We start from the raw sequence: 18104 nt of genomic DNA, 5'->3' as shown, positions 1-18104 counted from the left end.
TCAGCGTGAGCTTGTGAAGCGGTGAGCCAGCATGGCGATGATGATGATCGCCCCCTGGACCGCGGCCACGAGGTATTCCGACACCATGTCCGACAGGACCATGACATTGGCGATGACCTCGAGGATGAGTGCGCCGGCGACGGTGCCCCAGATATGGGCCTTGCCGCCGCGCAACAGCGTGCCGCCGATGACGACGGCGGTGATGACCTGAAGCTCCCAGAGCTGGCCGGTGGTGGGCGTCGCGGCGCCGAGGCGCGGCACGTAGCAGATCGCGGCCACGGCGACACAGAAGCCCTGGATCACGAAGGCCATGGTGCGCACGCCGCCCACGTGCACGCCCGAGAAGCGCGCCACGTCCGAGTTCGAGCCGACTGCGGTGACGCGGCGGCCGTACTTGGTGCGGTAGAGAATGAAGGCTCCCAGCAGGGCGATCACCAGCGTGATGATGACGGGGTAGGGCACGCCCAGGAAATCGCCGAAGTAGAGCGGCCGGTAGGCGCTGCGCAGACTGCGGTCGATCGAGAGCGAGCCGCCGTCGGTCATGTAGGTGATGAGGGCGCGGAAGATGCCCATGGTGCCAAGGGTGACGATGAAGGGCTCTATGCGTCCCACGGTGACGATGAGCCCGTTCAGCAATCCGCAGAGCGAACCCACCACCAGCGCGACCACTGCGCCGGCCGGGATGGCCCAGGGGCCAAGCGCGGGGGCCAGGGCGTTCATCGCCATGATCATGATGCCCACGACGAAGGCCAGCATCGAGCCGATGGAAAGGTCGAGCCCCCCTGTGGCGATGACGAAGGTGGCGCCGACGCCGATGATGGCGATGAAGGCGCTGCGGGTGATCACGTTCAGCAGGTTGTTTGCCGACATGAAGTTGGAGTTGATCATCGTGCCCAGCAGGATGATCACGCCCAGGGCGATGAAGGGGGCGAGGTCGCCCCAGCGTATCTTGAAGCCTTCGCTCTCTGGAAGCGATGCGATCTCTGCGCTGCTCATGCGCGTTTCCTCCCCTTGGTGTCGTTGCCGCTGCTTGCGGCGGCGTAGACGACGTTCTGCTCGGTGATGTCCGTGCCGGTCAGCTCGGCTGCGAAACGCCCGGCGCGCATCACCAGCACGCGGTCGGACAGGCCGACCAGCTCGGGCAGTTCGGACGAGATCACGATGCAGGCCTTCCCGGCCCGGACGAGATCGTCGATGAAACGGTAGATCTGGCTCTTGTTGCCGATGTCGATGCCGCGCGTCGGCTCGTCGATGATCACGACCGAGGGGTTGGCCTGCATCACCTTGGCCAGCAGCAGCTTCTGCTGGTTCCCGCCCGAGAGTTGCCCGGCCTGGATCGAGAGGCTGCGGATGCGGATGTCGTATTCCTTCACCGTCTCCCTGGTGGCGGCGAGCTCCTTCTTCCGGTCAAGGCGCAGGCCCGGATTGATCATGTCGAGCGCCTGCAGGATCAGGTTCGGCCCCAGGCCCTCGTTCAGCAGCAGGCCCTTTCCCTTGCGATCCTCGGTCAGGTAGACAACCCCCGCAGCCATCATGGTGCCGACATCGGGCTTGTTGATCGTCTTGCCGTTCACCCGCACCGCGCCCGCCTGGGCCGGGCGCAGGCCCATCAGGCCCTCCATCATCTCGGTGCGGCCGGCGCCGATCATGCCGCCGATGCCAAGGACTTCGCCGGGTTTCACACTGAAAGTGCCCCGGATGGCGCCGTGATCGACCGAAAGGTCCTCGACCATCAGGGCAGGCTCTGCCTCGACGGGTTCTCGCTTCGGCGGGTAGAGCATCGACAGCTCGCGCCCCACCATCAGCTCGGCCATCTGGCGCTGGTCGAGATCCGCCGCGGGCCAGGTGCCGATCATCTTGCCGTCGCGCAGCACGGTCACACGGTCGGCGAGGGCTTCGACCTCTTCCAGGCGATGAGAGATATAGAGAACGGCGACGCCCTGGGCGCGCAGGCTGCGGACGATATCCAGCAGCGCGTCGACCTCGTCATTTGCCAGCATCGCCGTCGGCTCGTCGAGGATGATCACCTTGCGATCATCGAGCAGGGCGCGGGCGATCTGCACCAGCTGGCGTTGCGCAAGCGGCAGGTCTCCGACGCGGGACCAGGGGCGGGCGGTGCAACCGACCCGCGCCAGAACCTCTGCGGTGCGCCGGTTCATGCGCTTGTCGTCGACGGCGAAGAAGCGGGACAATTCGCGGCCCAGGAACAGGTTCTGCGCCACGGAAAGGTCGGGGGCGAGCAGGATTTCCTGGTGTACCAGAACGATCCCGGCATCCTCGGCCTGGACGGCGTCGGAAAAGGCAACCTGCGCGCCGGCCATCTTCATCGTGCCGCCTGACGGGGCCGCATGACCCGAGAGCAGCTTCATCAGCGTCGACTTGCCGGCGCCGTTCTCTCCGATGATCGCGTGGACCTCGCCCGCCCGGATGTCGAGCGTGACATCGGTCAGCACCGTGATCGGCCCATAGGATTTCGACAGCCCCTCGGCGCGCAGCACCGGCGGTCCGGAGGTCGCCCGAACGTCCTTCGTATCTATCGCGGCCTGTTTCATTCGAAGGCCGCCGCCAGGCGGTCCCTGGACCGTTCGATATGATCGTGCATGGCCGAATAGGCGGCGTCGGCATCGCCGGCACGGAAGGCCGCGAGCAGGCGCTCGTGCTCTTCCAGCGCTTCCTGGGTAACGCGGCTGTGGAACATCAGGCGGAAGATATGCAGGTGGATATGCTGGTCGTTGAGCGCCTGGCGGACGAATTCATTGTCCGCCACCTGCAGGATCTCGTCGTGGAAATGCGCATCGGCCCTTGCGAAGCGCGAATAGCGGCTGTTGCGGTCCACGGGCTGTTCGCCCTGCTCCATGTCCGCGGCGGCGGCCTCGATCCGGGCCAGCGTCTCTGGTGTCAGGTTCAGGCAGGCCTGCCGGGCGCTCTCGGGTTCCAGCATCAGGCGGAACTTGTAGAGGTTGTCGAATTCCTTGTGCGTCAGCTGCGGCGAGGCGGAGTAGCCGATCAGATGCGCCTTGCGCACCAGTCCTTCGCGTTCGAGCCGGGTCAGGGCTTCGCGCACCGGGGTCTGCGAGACGTTCAGCTCGCGCGCCAGCCCGTCGATGGGGATGCGCGCGCCAGGCGGAATCTCGAGCGACATGATGCGTTCATAGATGCGTTCATGAACGCTTTCCGCGATGCTCAGAGGCCGCACGAACCCGCTTTTCTGGTCGCGATCCGTCGTTACAGCCATGCGCTTCTCCCCAAGTTCAGCATTCTTGACAAGGCCGAACCTAACACTGATAGGATGTCGTATGTCAAATACAATATCATATACGATCTGATCCGGGGAGGAACGTCGCTTGCAGGTTTCGGTCGGACATCTTCGGGAGATCTCGGAAAAATCTCTTATGGGGCAGGGGGTTGCCGCCAGTAGTGCGCAGCTTCAGGCCGACCTGCTGATCGAGGCCGAGCTGCGCGGCTTGCCCTCTCATGGGGTTCAGAGGCTGCCGCGACTCGTCGCGCGGCTGAAGGCCGGGCTGGCCGATCCGCAGGCCTCGGGCGATGTCAGAGAGACGCGGGCCGGGGTCCTTTCCGTGGACGGCGGGCGCGGCCTTGGTCCGGTGGTGATGATGCAGACCCTCGGGCGTCTGGCCGAGCTGGCGGCGGGGCAGGGCATCGCGCTGGCCGCGATCCGCAACGCCAATCACATCGGCATGCTGGCCTATTACGCCGAGGCCGCCGCCGCGCGGAACCTGATTGGCATCGTGATGACCACCAGCGAGGCCTTGGTGCATCCCTACGGCGGGACAGAGGCGATGCTGGGCACCAATCCCATTGCCATCGGCATCCCGACCGGGGCCCGGCCCTACGTTCTCGATCTGGCCACCAGCCGCGTCTCCATGGGCAAGATCTATCACCATGCTCTGACCGGCACGCCGATTCCCGAGGATTGGGCGGTCGACGCCCAGGGCCGGCGCACCACCGATCCCGAGGCGGCCAAGGCCGGGGCCATCGCGCCCTTCGGCGCGGCAAAGGGCTATGGTCTGGGCCTTGGGGTGGAGTTGCTTGTGGCGGCGCTTGCCGGGTCCGCCTTCGCGCCCGAGGTGAGCGGCACGCTCGATGCGAGCCAGGTGGCCAACAAGGGCGACATCCTCATCCTCATCGATCCCACAGCCGGGGAGGGCAGCGCTGCAGGGCTGGCCGCCTATCTTGACCGGCTGCGCGCCTCGCGGCCCGCGGACCCCGCCCGGCCGGTCGCCGTGCCCGGTGACGGCATGCGCGCCCGGCGGGACCGGGCGCTCTGCGACGGTGTCGAGATCCCGCAATCGCTACACGACGAAATCCGCGCCCTCGCTGAGGGCTGAGACCACATGACAGGAGAGAAGATGACCCTATTCGGTACGATCAGAGCCCCGCGAGAATTGATCTTCGGCAGCGGCCAGCGCGACGCCCTCGGCAAGGTTGCGGCGAAACTCGGCAAGCGGGCGCTGGTGGTGACCGACGAACGGCTGGAGGGCGACGCGGCCTTCCGCGCCATGGTCGCCCAGCTCGAAGCCGCCGGGCTGGCGGTCCGGGTCGATGGCTCGACCCTGCCGGATGTGCCGGTCGAGACCGCGGTGGCCAGCGCCAGAGCAGCGCGCGACTTTGCCCCCGACCTGGTGATCGGTGTCGGCGGCGGCTCCTGCCTGGACATGGCGAAATGCGTGGCGGTGCTGCTGACCCATGGCGGCAGGCCGCAGGACTACTACGGAGAGTTCATGGTGCCGGGCCCGGTCCTGCCGCTGATCGCGGTGCCGACCACGGCAGGCACGGGCTCGGAGGCGACGCCGGTGGCGGTGCTGTCGGACGCGGAGCGGCAGCTCAAGGTCGGCATCTCTTCGCCCCATATCATCCCCACCGTCTCGATCTGCGACCCGGATCTGACGCTGACCTGCCCGCCCATGCTGACCGCCATCGCCGGGGCGGATGCGCTGACCCATGCCATCGAGGCCTTCACCGCGATCCGCCGCGCGCCCACGCCAGGCCTGGCGCAGGAGCGGGTCTTCGTCGGCAAGAACGCCGCTTCGGACCACTTCGCCCTGAGCGCCATTACCCTGCTCTGGCAGGGACTTGAGACCGCCTGCACCGATGGCGGCGATGCCGGGGCACGGGCGCAGGTGATGATGGGCGCGACCATGGCGGGCCTAGCCTTCGGTGTCGCGGGGACCGCCGCCGCCCATGCGATCCAGTATCCCGTGGGGGCCCTCACCCATACCGCGCACGGGGCTGGCGTTGCTTGTCTGATGCCCTACGTCATGGCCTGGAACGCACCGGAGATCGGGGCGGAGCTGGACCAGATCGCCGGGGCCATCGGTCTGGGGACCGGGGCAGAGGTGATCCCGGCCCTCGCGTCGCTCTTCGGTCGCATCGGCATTCCCCCGACGCTCCGCGACCTGGGGCTGGCCGAGGACAAGCTTGACTGGGTGGCCGAGCAATCCTGCGGCATCGCCCGGCTCATCCAGAACAACCCGCGCCCGCTGGCGCTTGCGGACATGCGCCGCCTGGTCGGCGCGTCCTTCCATGGCGATCGCGCCGCACTCGAAACGAACTGAGGGAGACCCCGAATGACAAATGACACCGCCTTCACCGGATATGCCGACCCCTCGCTGCACGCCAAGGGTCTCTATATCGCCGGCAAGTGGGAGGCCGGGACGGGTATCCCCGTGACCGACCCCTCCAGTGGGAAGACGCTGGTCGAGGTGCCCGATGCCTCCATCGAGGACGCCATGCGTGCCGTGGATGCCGCCGAGGCCGCCGCTGCGGACTGGCGCGAAACCTCGCCCCGCGAGCGCTCGGAGATCCTGCGCCGCTGGTTCACCCTGATGAGCGAGCACGCCGAAGAGCTGGCCCTGCTGATCAGCCTCGAGAACGGCAAGGCCCTGGCCGATGCGCGCGGCGAGGTGACCTATGCGGCCGAGTTCTTCCGCTGGTACGCCGAAGAGGCCACCCGCATCGGCGGCGAGTTCCGCCATACGCCCTCGGGCGCGCACAACATCCTGGTGGATCACGAACCCATCGGGATCGCGGTGCTGATCACGCCCTGGAACTTCCCCGCCGCCATGGCCACCCGCAAGATCGGCCCGGCGCTGGCGGCAGGCTGCACCGTCATCCTCAAGCCCGCCTCGGAAACTCCGCTGACCGCCTATGCCATGGCGCGTCTCGGGGAAGAGGCGGGGGTGCCGCCGGGCGTGGTCAACGTGCTGACCACCACGAACCCCGGCCCCGTGACCTCTGCCATGCTGGCCGATCCGCGGGTGCGCAAGCTGTCGTTCACCGGCTCTACCGGCGTTGGCCGCACCCTGTTGGCTGAGGCTGCGAAGACGGTGGTCTACTGCTCGATGGAGCTTGGCGGCAATGCGCCCTTCGTGGTCTTCGACGATGCCGACCTCTCTGCGGCGCTCGACGGCGCCATGGTTGCAAAGATGCGCAACGGCGGCGAGGCCTGCACGGCGGCGAACCGCTTCTACGTGCAATCGGGCATCCATGATGCCTTCGTCAAAGGGCTGACCGAGCGCATGTCCGGGCTGAAGCTGGGGGCGGGCTACGACCCCGACACCCAATGCGGCCCGATGATCACCACCAAGGCCGTCGACAAGATCGACCGGCTGGTCTCCGAGGCGACCTCGCGCGGGGCGCGGGCCACCACCGGCGGCGCACCTCTGGACGGCAGCGGCTATTACTACCCGCCCACCGTGCTTGAGAACGTGCCCACGGATGCCGCCCTCGCTCACGAGGAAATCTTCGGCCCCGTCGCCGCGATCTACCGTTTCGACACCGAGGAAGAGGCGATCAGGCTGGCCAATGACACCGAGTACGGGCTTGCGGCCTATGTCTATTCGCGGGACATCATGCAGGCGATGCGCGTCGGGCGCGGGATCGAGACCGGGATGGTCGGCATCAACCGCGGGCTGATGTCGGACCCGGCGGCCCCCTTCGGCGGTGCCAAGCAAAGCGGGCAGGGGCGCGAGGGCGGTGTCACCGGCATCCTCGAGTTCATGGAGCCCAAGTACTTCGCCGTCGAATTCTGACGGCGGGAAAGGAAGACGATGTCCGCACGCGATCCCTACCGCAACCGGGACTTCATCCCCGATTTCGATGCGATCATGGCAGAGACGGAGGCGCGCAGCCGCGCCTTCGCCGAGACCGTCCGTATCGAGCGCAACCTCAGCTATGGCGAGACGCCCCGGCAGAGCTTCGACCTCGTCTTTCCGCCCGACCCGGCTCCCGGCGCGCCGCTGCACATGTTCATCCATGGCGGCTACTGGCGCGGCGGCAGCAAGGACGTCCATACGCTCGTTGCGGCCCCCGTGGTCGCGGCGGGCGGCATCACGGCGCTCATCGGCTATGACCTGATGCCGGACACCCGGCTGGCCGAGATCGTCGCCCAGGTCCGCGCCGCCGCGCGGCATCTGGCCCACCTGGCCCCCGAGATCGGCGCCGATCCCGCCCGCTTCACCGTGAGTGGCCATTCTGCGGGCGCGCATCTGACCTCTCTGCTTGCCGCCGAGGCACCGGGAGACTCCGGCCCTCCGGACGTGCCCGCGCTGCGCGGCTTGCTGATGGTCAGCGGGATCTACGATCTCTCGGGCATTCCCGGCTCGTTCCTCAGGGACGAGGCGAAGATGCGTGATGACGAGGCAAGTGCCTGGTCACCGCTTTCGGCCCGGCAGGAGCCCGTCCCGCGGCGCATCATCACCCGCGGCCAACACGAGACCGAACCCTTCCAAGATCAGGCCGTGGCCCTCGGCGCATTGCTGGAAGGCGGGGGGCAGCAGGTGGAGCTGAGAACCGAGGCGGCGACCAATCACCTGACGATCGTCCTTGATCTCGCCGATCCGCAGGCCGCTCTCGGCCAGAGGCTTTCGGACCTGGTGCGGACGTCCTGAGGCCCCAGCCCTGAGCTGGCCCTGGCATCATCACGCTGCGGCCTCGGGACCTCCCGCGGGCTGGCCGGAAACCCCGGCTCGACATTGGGCAATGGCCGCTCTTGGGGAACGCGCTGCGCCGTGTCGTTCGCCTCCGGGATCGCTTACCTGCTTTCCAAGCAGGGCAGGACGGGGTAAGCAGCCCGGTCCTTGGAAGGGTTGGGAAAATCATGGCGCAGAACGCCACTATCTACAAAGTCGAGCTGTCGGTCTCGGACATGGATCGCCATTACTACGAGACGCACAAGCTGACCGTCGCCAAGCATCCCTCCGAGACAGATGAGCGGCTGATGGTTCGCCTCCTTGCCTACGCGCTGAATGCCCATGAGCATCTCGAGTTGGCAAAGGGGCTTTCGACGGATGATGAGCCCGACATCTGGCAGAAGAGCCTCAGCGGCGAGATTGATGTCTGGGTCTCGCTGGGACTTCCCAGCGAGAAGATCATGCGGCAGTCCTGCAGCAAGGCCAAGCAGGTCATCGTCTACGCCTACGGGGGCCGGACGGCCGAAGCCTGGTGGGACAAGGTCGGCAACGGCTTGACCCGTTTCGACAACCTGCAGGTCTTCCGCTTCCCCGAGCCGGATACGGCGGCACTTGCCAAGCTCGCAAGCCGCGCCATGAAGCTTCAGGTCAATATCCAGGACGGCGAAGTGATGGTCAGCGCCGAGGACAGCGCGATCTATCTCACGCCGATTGCCTGGAAGGGCGCGGCCTGACGTCAGCTCTCAGGCTGGCAGCCAGGGGGGAGGGCAGGGCCTATCCCAGGGCCGCACGCCTGCGGACCCGGTTCGCGCCGCGTCCTTCAGTGCCCCTCCGCCCAAGGCCCTGCCTGGGGAGTGGCGGCCACCGGACGGGGGCGGCGCAGTGTCTTCCAGAGCCAGAACAGCATGAGCAGCACGATCGTCAGCTCCGGCAGCGACAAGAGGCCCGAGTTTCGCAAGGCCTCTGGAAAGACCGTGGCCCCCGGTCCCGTGAAGGCCGATCCGGCCGCGATGAAGAAGCCGATGCACATGCGCAGCAGATGCTGGGCGATGCGCAGCCTCTCTGAAACCTGCGTCCCGAGCGTCATGCGCAGATCGCCGAGACCGGCGATGGCGGCCATGCCGAAGAGGAAGAAGTAATCCTCTGCCGCAAAGCCGAAAAGATGCGCCTCCGGCAGGGTCGAGGCGTGCCAGCCTGCCAAGAAAAGACCCGCCGCATTGAGGGCATTCAGCCCGGCAATCGCGGCAAACACTCTCTTCACCCCAGGGGCGCGGATGCGAACCGCCAGCACACCGCTCGTGACCAGCGTGGCGCCCAGAATACCTGCGTGGAAGGTGATCCAGAGCGTCTGGTGATTCAGTGCGCCCAGAAGGGCGCCCAACAGGGACGACACCCCCATGCCGAGGGCGAACACCCGGCCCGCCCTTACATGAACCCTGCGCCCCTTGCGTGAACCAAGGGCGATGGCGCCGACAGCGACGGCCAGGGTGCCGAGCGCTACATGTGCAACAAGTATGAACAGATCCGGGGTGGGCATGAGACATCCTGTCTGGAGGGTTGGTTTTGCCCGGTTATCCGCATGAACCATGGTCCTGTCGTCCGCGTGTGACGGCGAGGACATCTTATTTTGCCGGTCTGGCGTGGCGGTTGCGTTGATGAGGCCCGGCAAACCGGCCTATCAAGGCCTATGGAAAACGCAGCACTTCTGACCCTCGCCGGGCTTTGCCTTGGCGTGGCCCTGTCCGGCCTGCTGACGGTCGTGCCGCGTCAAGAGCCGTGGCGCGCCTCGCAGAGCCTCGGGTTGGTCTACCTTGCCTTCATGGGCCTGGTCGCGCTGCCGCTGGTCCGGACCTTTGCCGGCGGCGCGCTGCTCAGCTACATGCCGCTGCTGCTGGTGCTGTTGCTGGCGATGCCGCCTGCGTTCCATCACTACATCCTTGCCAGGACATCAACGGGCCCGGCATCGCCCGTCCCCTGGCGCGACCTGGCCTTGCCAGTGGCGGGGGGCGTGGTCTGCATCGGCTATTGGCTGTTGCCCGCCCAAGCCAGGGAAACCATGTTTCTGTCAGGCGAGCTGCCTCCGGGCGTCCTGCCGGCGGCGCTCGCGCTTGCGACCTTCGTGCTGATCCTGCTCTGGCTGGTCGTGTCCCTTGCCTATGTTGTGGCAAGCCTTCGCCGCCTGGCGATCTACCGCCGCGAGATACGGCAACTCTACTCGGACGCCGACGCGCGGGATCTGCGCTGGGTCGACGTGATGATCGTCCTGATCCTGCTGATCTGGGCCGCTGGGGCAGGCTTTCTTGCCGATGAGAACCTCGCGGATGGAAGCCTGTTTGTCGCAGAGCTCTTCCTGGTGTTGGTCGCAGCCGGGTTGCTGGTTCTCAACGTCTTTGCCCCCGTCACTGTCCTGGACATGAACGTCACCGTTCATGAGGAAGAGCCGGAGCTCAAATATGCCCGCTCGGCACTGACCGGCGATCACGCCGCCAAACTGGCGGCCCGGATCGAGGCGGCGATGCGGAACGATGCGCTCTACCTCGATCCGAGCCTGTCGTTGCAGAAGTTGTCCCGGCATGTCGGGGCGTTGCCCAATCAAGTCTCCCAGACGCTGAACCAGGAAATCGGAGAGAGCTTTTTCGACTTCGTGGCGAAGTGGCGGATCGAGGCGTCCAAACCCATGATCCTGGCGGGCGAGGCATCGGTTCTTTCCGTGGCGCTGGAGGTCGGCTTCAACTCACGCTCGACATTCTACAAGGCGTTCAAGCGGGAAACGGGCATGACGCCGAAGGACTATCGCCTGAAGCACCGGAAGGCCGCCTAGGGCCTGCGGGCCTTTCGTGGGAGGCGAGCGGAACGCGAGCGTGGGGGCGCTGACAGGGCGCCCCCACCGTGACGTTTTGTGCGGCGAGCGTTCAGGCCTTGAGCCCAGCGGAGGGCGCCCACCCTTCCGGCGCCAGTTCCCAACCGGACACGTCGAAGCCCGGCGAGACGACGCAGGTGACCAGCGTCCAGCCCGACACGGGGCGGGCCGTCTGCCACAGGTCCTTGGCCACGAAACCTTGCGGGTGCAACTGATCCACGGTCTGCCGGCTGACCGGCCCGTCCTGGTCGGAACAGGTTTCAATGATCAGCGGGTGGCCGGCATGCCAAAGCCACATTTCCGCGAAGGTGTTGCGGTGCCAGGCGCTTTTCTGACCTTCCTCCAGGAGATAGTAGATCGCCGAGGCCGAGCCGCGCTCCGTCCCGTCGTCCTCGCGCCATTTGCGATTGTACCAGCCGCCCTCGGCGTGAGGTTCCAGGTTCAGGGCCTTGATGTAGTGTTCAGGTGTCGGGGTCATTGGTTTCTCCTCAATAGGGGGTATCGCCGCCATCCACGTTGATGGCCTGGCCCCGGATCGGCAGGGCCGCGTCGCTCAACAGGAAGGAAATCGCTCCGGCCACTTCGGATGGCTGAACGTGGCAGTGCATCTGGGTGCTGATCATGCTGTCGAAGATGTCCGTCTGCGCGCCACCCGTCATGTCGGCGAACTGCTCGGCGACATCCTGTAGCATGGGCGTGGCGATGCTGCCGGGGCAGAGGCAGTTCACGTTGATGTCGTGGGTGGCCAGGGCCTCGGACAGCATCCGGGTCAGGCTGATGACGGCCGCCTTGCTGACGCTGTAGGCCAGCATGGTTTCCGAATGGCCCTTCTTTCCCGCTTCTGAGGCAATGTTGACCATGGCGCCGGGGCGGCCTGCGGCGATCAGGTGCTTGGCAACCAGGGCAGCGGCTTCGTAGCCGCCGATCACGTTGATCTCCATCGTGCGCTGCCATTGGGACCGCTTGGTGTCGAGCGGCGCGAAATGCTCTGCGATGCCGATGCAGTTGACCAGGCCATCCAGCCCGCCAAGGGCGGTGATCGCGGCCTCGACACAGGCGGCGGTTTCGGTCTCCGAGCCGATGTCGACGGTCGCGCCGGGGATGTTCAGCGTGTCGGACAGTTGCGCGATCTTCTCGGCCGAGAGATCGGCGGCAAAGACCGCGGCGCCCTGGGCCTGCAGAAGGGCGCAGGTTTCAGAGCCGACGCCGCCCGTGGCCCCGAGGACCAGGAAGCGCTTGCCGGCGTGGATCGGATGCGGGTCGGCATCGCGGACCGGCAGGGGTCTGCGATGCTGCGAGGAAAAGGTGAATGCTGCCATGGGGCCCTGCTGTGAGAATGTTGGATCAGGCCGCCGACGGCAGGCCACGGTCTCAGCAAGGCATAAAGCTGACATTAATGTCAACTTTCGCAGATGGAAAAAATGACAGAAGTGTCAGCTCAGTTCGAGTTGGGCAGCACTCCTCCCAGTACGATCGCTGAAATCGCTTCGGCTGCGGCATCGAAGTCGGCCGGCTTGAGCGTGCCGGTCTCGAGGGTGTCGCAGGCCACCGGTTCGGACAGCGTCAGGAACTGGGTCGCCCCCCACAGCAGCATCAGCAGATGGCGCGCATCGACCCTGCGGATGCGCCCCTCGTCCATCCATTGCTCGAGCACCAGGATCCGTTCCTTGGTCAGCGCATGCATGTAGTCGCGATCGCGTCGGGTCAGGAACTTGGCCCCGCCCATGATTTCGGTGGCGAAGAGACGCGACTGGATCGGGTGGTGGCGGCCATAGTCGAGCTTGGCGCGAATATACGCGGAAAACGCTTCTTTCGGGTCGGATTCGGGTGAAAAGTGGCGCAGGGCCAGCTCCCACCCGTGGATCAGCTCGCTGATCAGGGCGCGATAGATGTCCTCTTTCGCGTCGAAGTAGTAGTAGACGTTCGCGCGCGGCAGGCCCGAGGCCTTGGCGATCTGCAGCATGCTGACCCCGTCGTAGCCCTTTTCGGCGAAAAGCTCTGCCGCGGCGCGCAGGATGGTGCGGGTGGCGCGTTCCCGGATGCGCTCGTCGCTTGCCTCTGTCGCGCGACCGCGACGCGCCTTGCTGGATGTCTTCCTCGAGCTGTCGTCCACTATCCGATCCCCTTTCGTGACCCGGTGCCTCCGAAATGCGCAAAAAAGCCGCGCAAGGTCAGGGCTATCATCCCATCTGCAAGGCGTCATCTGAAATTAAGTTGACACAGGTGTCAGCTTAAAACCAGTTTTCCCCTATCGCCCCGGCATGGTGGCGGGATGAGAACAGGTTAACGGGAATAGGGAAGGGACGTCACATGAACAAAGACAAGACAAATCGCCGAAATTCGGCCCGCCTCCGCCGTCGGGCGTTTCTGCGGGGCGCTACCGCTGGGCTGGTCCTGTGCCTGTCCATGACTGCGGGCAGCGGCGTGGCACGGGCCGACGGGGGCATGCTTGCGCTTGTGCATACCCAGGCTGCGGGCGACAACGGCCCGGTCGATTCCATGATCGCCCGTCTGCAGGACCTGGCGGAGGAAACCGGCATGACGGCCCGCGCCATCTATGCCCAGGATCCCGCCACCTACGAGACGATCTTCCGCACCCTGGGCGATGCCGGGGCCAGCGTCATCGTCACCACCTTCGCCGAGGTCGGCGCGCCGGTGAAGGCTCTGGCGCCTCAATATCCCGGCACCAAGTGGATCCAGCTTTACGCCGACCCGATCGAACCGGCGCTGCCCAACGTGGCGACGATCTCCTATGACTATCACCTGGGCTGCTACCTCTCGGGGGTTTTCGGCGCACTGATGAGCGAAACGGGCAAGATCGGCTACGTGGGCGGTGCCTCGCTGCCGACGCTGAATGCTGACCTGAACGCGATGAAGGCCGGCGCGTTGTCGGTGAACCCGGACATCAAGGTGCTGTCCGCCTTCGCCGGCTCCTTCCAGGATCCCGCCAAGGGCCAGGAGATCGCGACGCAGATGTACACCGAGGGCGCGGATTTCATCCAGACCGACGCCGCGGCCACCGATGGCGGCATCATCGCCGCCGCGAACGAGGCCGACGGCCGCATGGTCAGCGCGATCTCTCCTGCGCAGTACAGGCTGGGCCCGGCAACCGTGGCCACGCTGGTCTCGCTCGACTTTGGGCAGTCGCTCTACAACGAAGTCAGCCGTGCCATGGCCGACGGCTGGACCGGCGGTCATGTCAGTACCGGCCTGGGCACGGGGGTGATCGATTTCATCGCCTCGCCCGTCTTCGCCGAGGAAGGCCCCGAGGCTCAGGTCAGCAGGATCGAAGAGATCTGGCCCGAGGTCGAGGCGATCAAGCAGCAGATCATGGAAGGCACCGTCGAAGTGCCCTTCGACACCACGCTCTGACCTGCCTCTCCTCCGGGGCCGCCATCCTGGCCCCGGCGCCCTTCCGATCAACTGACCCCAGGAAGCCCGCATGACCTCCAACGCTCCCGCCCTTGAGTGCCGAGACGTGACTGTCCGCTACGGCGATGTCACCGCGCTGTCCGGCGTCACGGCGGCTTTCGCCCAGGGGTTGATCCACGCGGTGGTCGGCCAGAACGGCGCAGGCAAGACCACCTTCGCCCGTGTCGCGGCGGGCCTCGTTCAGCCCGCCGAGGGCGAGGTTGCGATCCACGGGCAGCCGATCCGCACGGGCCAGGTGGCTGCGGCGCGGGCCGCCGGGGTCGAGCTGGTGCATCAGAGCTTTGCCCTGCCGCCCTCCTTCACCGTCTCCGAGGCGATGGAGTTCGGGGCCAGTGGCAAGGGATCCCTTTTTTCACGGCGCGGCCTCCGGCGGCGTTGGCGGCAGCACCTGAGTGACCTCCAGGTGATCGCCGATCCGGCGCAGCGTATTCGCGACCTGCCGGTCGAAAGCCAGCAGGGTGTGGAGATCGCCCGCGCCCTGATCACCCAGGCCCGCGTGCTGATCCTGGACGAACCGACCGCCGTACTGACACCGCTTGGCATCGAGACCCTCTTCGCACGTGTGCGGCGTCTCAAGGCCAGCGGAGTCACCGTGATCCTGATCCTGCACAAGATCCGTGAAGTGCTGGCGATCGCGGATACCCTCAGCGTGCTGCGCGCGGGGTGTCTGGTCGACGGCCCGCGCCCGGCTGCGGCCATCGACGAAGCGGAGCTGACCCGGCTGATCGTTGGCGCGGCAGGCCCCGCACCGGGTATCCAGGCTGCGCGGCCCGAGGCCGGGCCGGCCTCTGCGGCAAGCTTTTCCACTCAGACGCCCGCGCTTGAACTCCACGCCCTGCACACCGGCGCCGACAGCGAGGGGCCGGGGCTTGAAGGCGTCGACCTCCGGATCGCGCCTGGCGAGATCCTCGGCATCGCAGGTGTCGAAGGCAACGGCCAGAAGGCCCTGGTGCGCGCCATCGCCGGGCTGGCCACCGTGCAGGGCGGGCGTATCCTGCTGGGGGGGCAGGATGTGGGCCGCAGGCCCCTGGGCGCCCGCCGCGCGGCGGGGCTACGCATCATTCCCTTTGAACGCAACACCGAGGGTCTCAGCCTCAGCAGCAGCCTTTGGGAGAACTGGAGCGCAGGCGGCCTGCTGCAACGCAGCCTGCTTTCCCCGGTGCGCCCAGATCGCCTGCGCCGCGATTGCAAGTCCGCCCTGGATGAGTGGAACGTGCGCTATCACAGCCCGGCGCAGCCGGCTGGATCGCTCTCCGGGGGCAATGCGCAAAAGGTGATCCTGGCGCGCGAAATCGATCCTGGCGCCCGGCTGATCATTGCGGCCCAGCCGACCCGCGGCCTGGATATCGGGGCCACGTCCTTTGTCTGGCAGGCGCTGCGCGCCGCCCGCGATCGCGGCGCTGCGGTGCTGGTGATCTCGTCCGACCTGGACGAGCTGTTCGATATTTCGGACCGGGTCGCGGTCATGCTGTCGGGCCGAATTTCCGGCAGGTTCTCGCCCCCCTACAGCCTGAACGCCGTTGGCGCCGCGATGACAGGCGCGGCAACTCAAGGAGAAGCCCTGTGATCACTCCCCTTGCCACCGTTGCGCGCAGCCTGGTCTTTGTCTGCCTTGCACTGGCGCTTTGCGCCGCCCTGATGCAGGGGCTTGGCTACAACGCGTTGCTGGTGCTCACCTCGGTTGCCGAAGGCGCCTTCCTGCGCTCGGGCGCTTTCGAAAACAGCCTGAGGTGGGGCGTGCCGCTGTTCCTGACGGCCACCGGCGTCAGCATCGCCTTTCGCGCCGGGTTCTTCAATATCGGCGCGCAGGGGCAGTTCTACCTGGGGGCCATCTTCGCGGCCACGGCGGCGCAGGGGTTGAACGGCGGTCCCGCCTTCTTGGTGATCCCGGCGATCCTCTGCGCGGGCATGATGGGCGGGGCGCTCTGGGCGCTCTGGCCGGCGCTGATGAAGCTGGGCTCGGGCACCGATGAAGTCATCACCACGCTGATGGGCAACTTCATCGCCGGGCTCCTGCTGGTATGGGTCACCTCGGGGCCCCTGAAGGATCCGGCGGGATCGGGTCAGCAGGCCTCGAGCCCGGTGCTGCCTCCGGCCTATCGCATCTCGGACAGCAGCGGCGTGTCGCCGATGACACTGGGGCTGGCCCTGGTGGTGGGCGTGGCGATCTGGCTGCTTGTCAACCGGACCGCCTTCGGCGTGCTCTCGGGGCTGGCCGGGCGCAACGGCACCATGGTGCGCTGGCAGGGCGCATCGTCCTGGCGCATCGGGCTGTCCAGCTTCCTGCTGTCCGGCGCGCTGGCCGGTCTGGCGGGGGCCGTCGAGTTCGCCGGGCCCACCGGGCGCATTGCCTCGGGCTTCCTGCCGGGGCACGGCTTTACCGCGACGCTGGTCGCGCTGGTTGCCAACTTCTCGATCCTCGGGATGGCGGCGGCGGCGCTGTTCTTCGGCGGACTTGCCGCGGCGGCGCTCTACCTGCCGATCATGGCCGGGCTGCCAGCCGCCGCGATCGAGGTCATCAACGCATCCATCGCACTTGTCATCACGGCGCGCGCACGCGTCCTGGATCGGCTGACCGGCCGCAAGGAGACCTCCTCATGATCGACCTGTTCATCGCCATCCTGCGGTCGGGCACACCGCTGGTCTATGTCACCCTCGCCGGCGTCATCGCGCAAAGGTCCGGCATCTGGCACCTCGGGCTGGAGGGGATCATGATCATCGGCGCCTGCGCGACGATCCTGGGCATCGTCTCCACCGGGTCCTTCGCGCTGGCGATGCTGATCGCCATCCTGCTCTGCGTGGCGGCCTCGGTTCTGCTGTGGGTCATCATCGAGAAGCTGCGCGCCAATCCGATCATCGCCGGCCTGGGCATGACGGGGCTGGGGCTGGGCGGCACGGCCCTGGCGGTGGAAGCGATCTTCGGCAGCCAGGCCACGGTCAGCGCCCCCTTCGGCGTGCCGCGCCTGGGCGAGGCCTTCGGCCGGTTTGGCGTCCTGTCGATCTTTGTCGCGGCCCTGCCTCTGGTGATCGCCGCCATGTGGCTGCTGCTGCGGCGGACACGCTTCGGCCTGCGCCTGTCGGCCAGCGGCGAGCATCCCTTTGCCTTGCGCAGCGTCGGCGGCAATCCCTCCGCGATACGCCTGGTCGCGCTGATGATCAGTGGCATCCTCTGCGCCATCGGCGGGGCCGAGCTTGCCGGTGGGACGCTGCAGTTCTTTGCGCAGGGCATGACGGCGGGTCGCGGCTTCATGGCCTTTGCGGCGGTCGTTTTCGGCGCCTCCCACCCGCTGGCCGCTCCGGCGGCGGCATTCCTCTTCGCGGTCCTGGGCACCCTCGGGATCCGTGCCCAGCTGGTCCTCGGAGACCGGGTGCCGCACGACCTGCTTCAGATGGTGCCGTACCTTGCAACCGTGATGGCGATATGGGTTTCAAGCCGCCTGCGCGGGCCTCAGCTGTCCGGAGGAAACTCAGAACTCAGGGATCGCTGAGGGCTCCCGACAATTGACCGAACCCCGAACCGGACCTCCCGGTTCGGGCCTCATGTCCGACAGGGCAAACCAGCATGAGCGCGGTGGCAGGATGGAGGGCGCTAGGGCCCGGTCCTCCGCTTCACCTGGTACGAAGGGCAACGATGGGCTTTGGCCGGTGCAAGGCCCACGCCGACGGGGCGTCTGGAAATCAGGGCAAAATTCTCCTGACCTTTTAGCGGACCGACGTATTCGTGTTCGGCCAATTGGAGGAAAAGCCCACTTCGGTTGGAATGATCTGTAAGCGATGGGGCCACTAAGGAACCTGCGCCGAAGTGGGTGGCGGCCCGAGGTGGGCCGCCACCGCCGTCTCAGGAGAGCGCGCGGCGCAGTCCGGGGCTGAGGCGCAGCAAG

At 66.7% G+C, this 18104-nt stretch carries 17 protein-coding genes; 10 read left to right on the top strand and 7 right to left on the bottom strand.

The features are described from left to right. Genes CRO50_RS17600 through CRO50_RS17590 form a run of 3 tightly spaced genes read right to left on the bottom strand, consistent with a single transcriptional unit; the run spans position 1 to position 3235 of the window. On the bottom strand, positions 1-996 hold the full coding sequence (locus tag CRO50_RS17600) for an ABC transporter permease (RefSeq protein WP_097147256.1): 996 nt from the start codon (positions 994-996) through the stop codon (positions 1-3). Next, positions 993-2552, bottom strand: coding sequence for a sugar ABC transporter ATP-binding protein (locus CRO50_RS17595; protein ID WP_097147255.1), 1560 nt, complete (start codon positions 2550-2552; stop codon positions 993-995). Before CRO50_RS17595 ends, CRO50_RS17600 begins: the two co-directional genes overlap by 4 nt. Then, on the bottom strand, positions 2549-3235 hold the full coding sequence (locus tag CRO50_RS17590) for a GntR family transcriptional regulator (RefSeq protein WP_097147254.1): 687 nt from the start codon (positions 3233-3235) through the stop codon (positions 2549-2551). Before CRO50_RS17590 ends, CRO50_RS17595 begins: the two co-directional genes overlap by 4 nt. 109 nt (positions 3236-3344) lie before the next feature. On the opposite strand from CRO50_RS17590, the gene CRO50_RS17585 reads away from it, so the two are divergent. The 5 genes from CRO50_RS17585 (at position 3345) to CRO50_RS17565 (ending at position 8665) form a co-directional block, all read left to right on the top strand. Next, positions 3345-4349 (top strand): Ldh family oxidoreductase, encoded by a 1005-nt coding sequence (locus tag CRO50_RS17585; RefSeq protein ID WP_097147253.1) that lies wholly within the window; start codon positions 3345-3347, stop codon positions 4347-4349. Between the two features lie 21 nt (positions 4350-4370). Beyond that, the gene (locus CRO50_RS17580) at positions 4371-5576 is read left to right on the top strand and encodes an iron-containing alcohol dehydrogenase (protein WP_097147252.1); all 1206 of its coding nucleotides are present in this window, start codon (positions 4371-4373) and stop codon (positions 5574-5576) included. Positions 5577-5588: 12 nt separating this feature from the next. Beyond that, entirely contained in the window at positions 5589-7052 is a 1464-nt protein-coding gene (locus CRO50_RS17575; protein WP_097147251.1) for an NAD-dependent succinate-semialdehyde dehydrogenase, read from the top strand. Between the two features lie 18 nt (positions 7053-7070). Beyond that, on the top strand, positions 7071-7910 hold the full coding sequence (locus CRO50_RS17570) for an alpha/beta hydrolase (RefSeq protein WP_097147250.1): 840 nt from the start codon (positions 7071-7073) through the stop codon (positions 7908-7910). 209 nt (positions 7911-8119) lie between these two features. Further along, a complete protein-coding gene (locus tag CRO50_RS17565) occupies positions 8120-8665 on the top strand; it encodes a YaeQ family protein (protein WP_097147249.1) in 546 nt (181 codons plus the stop codon). Positions 8666-8751: 86 nt separating this feature from the next. Here CRO50_RS17565 and CRO50_RS17560 read toward each other — a convergent pair whose 3' ends face one another. Further along, complete coding sequence (locus CRO50_RS17560; protein ID WP_143516956.1) at positions 8752-9519, bottom strand: DUF2306 domain-containing protein; 768 nt, start codon at positions 9517-9519, stop codon at positions 8752-8754. 99 nt (positions 9520-9618) lie between these two features. On the opposite strand from CRO50_RS17560, the gene CRO50_RS17555 reads away from it, so the two are divergent. Continuing rightward, positions 9619-10752 (top strand): helix-turn-helix domain-containing protein, encoded by a 1134-nt coding sequence (locus CRO50_RS17555; protein WP_097147247.1) that lies wholly within the window; start codon positions 9619-9621, stop codon positions 10750-10752. A gap of 91 nt (positions 10753-10843) precedes the next feature. Here CRO50_RS17555 and CRO50_RS17550 read toward each other — a convergent pair whose 3' ends face one another. The 3 genes from CRO50_RS17550 to CRO50_RS17540 all read right to left on the bottom strand — a co-directional run bounded on the left by CRO50_RS17550 (position 10844) and on the right by CRO50_RS17540 (position 12904). After that, on the bottom strand, positions 10844-11269 hold the full coding sequence (locus tag CRO50_RS17550; RefSeq protein WP_097147246.1) for a cupin domain-containing protein: 426 nt from the start codon (positions 11267-11269) through the stop codon (positions 10844-10846). A 10-nt stretch (positions 11270-11279) separates the two neighbouring features. Further along, entirely contained in the window at positions 11280-12110 is an 831-nt protein-coding gene (locus CRO50_RS17545) for an SDR family NAD(P)-dependent oxidoreductase (protein WP_157791698.1), read from the bottom strand. Between the two features lie 119 nt (positions 12111-12229). Next, positions 12230-12904, bottom strand: coding sequence for a TetR/AcrR family transcriptional regulator (locus CRO50_RS17540; protein WP_198431768.1), 675 nt, complete (start codon positions 12902-12904; stop codon positions 12230-12232). A gap of 293 nt (positions 12905-13197) precedes the next feature. Here CRO50_RS17540 and CRO50_RS17535 point away from each other — a divergent pair, with 293 nt between their 5' ends. The 4 genes from CRO50_RS17535 (at position 13198) to CRO50_RS17520 (ending at position 17711) form a co-directional block, all read left to right on the top strand. Next, a complete protein-coding gene (locus CRO50_RS17535) occupies positions 13198-14163 on the top strand; it encodes a BMP family ABC transporter substrate-binding protein (protein ID WP_097147243.1) in 966 nt (321 codons plus the stop codon). A 70-nt stretch (positions 14164-14233) separates the two neighbouring features. After that, positions 14234-15790, top strand: coding sequence for an ABC transporter ATP-binding protein (locus tag CRO50_RS17530; RefSeq protein ID WP_097147242.1), 1557 nt, complete (start codon positions 14234-14236; stop codon positions 15788-15790). Next, positions 15787-16824, top strand: a complete 1038-nt coding sequence (locus tag CRO50_RS17525) for an ABC transporter permease (RefSeq protein WP_097147241.1) — start codon at positions 15787-15789, stop codon at positions 16822-16824. The genes CRO50_RS17530 and CRO50_RS17525 overlap by 4 nt, the downstream gene beginning before the upstream one ends. Beyond that, the gene (locus CRO50_RS17520; RefSeq protein ID WP_097147240.1) at positions 16821-17711 is read left to right on the top strand and encodes an ABC transporter permease; all 891 of its coding nucleotides are present in this window, start codon (positions 16821-16823) and stop codon (positions 17709-17711) included. Before CRO50_RS17525 ends, CRO50_RS17520 begins: the two co-directional genes overlap by 4 nt. Positions 17712-18104: the final 393 nt, after the last annotated feature.

Origin of the sequence: Pseudooceanicola antarcticus, from assembly GCF_900215355.1 — a bacterium.
GTDB classification, from domain to species: Bacteria; Pseudomonadota; Alphaproteobacteria; order Rhodobacterales; family Rhodobacteraceae; genus Pseudooceanicola; species Pseudooceanicola antarcticus.
This window is presented reverse-complemented; position numbering and strand designations above follow the sequence as displayed.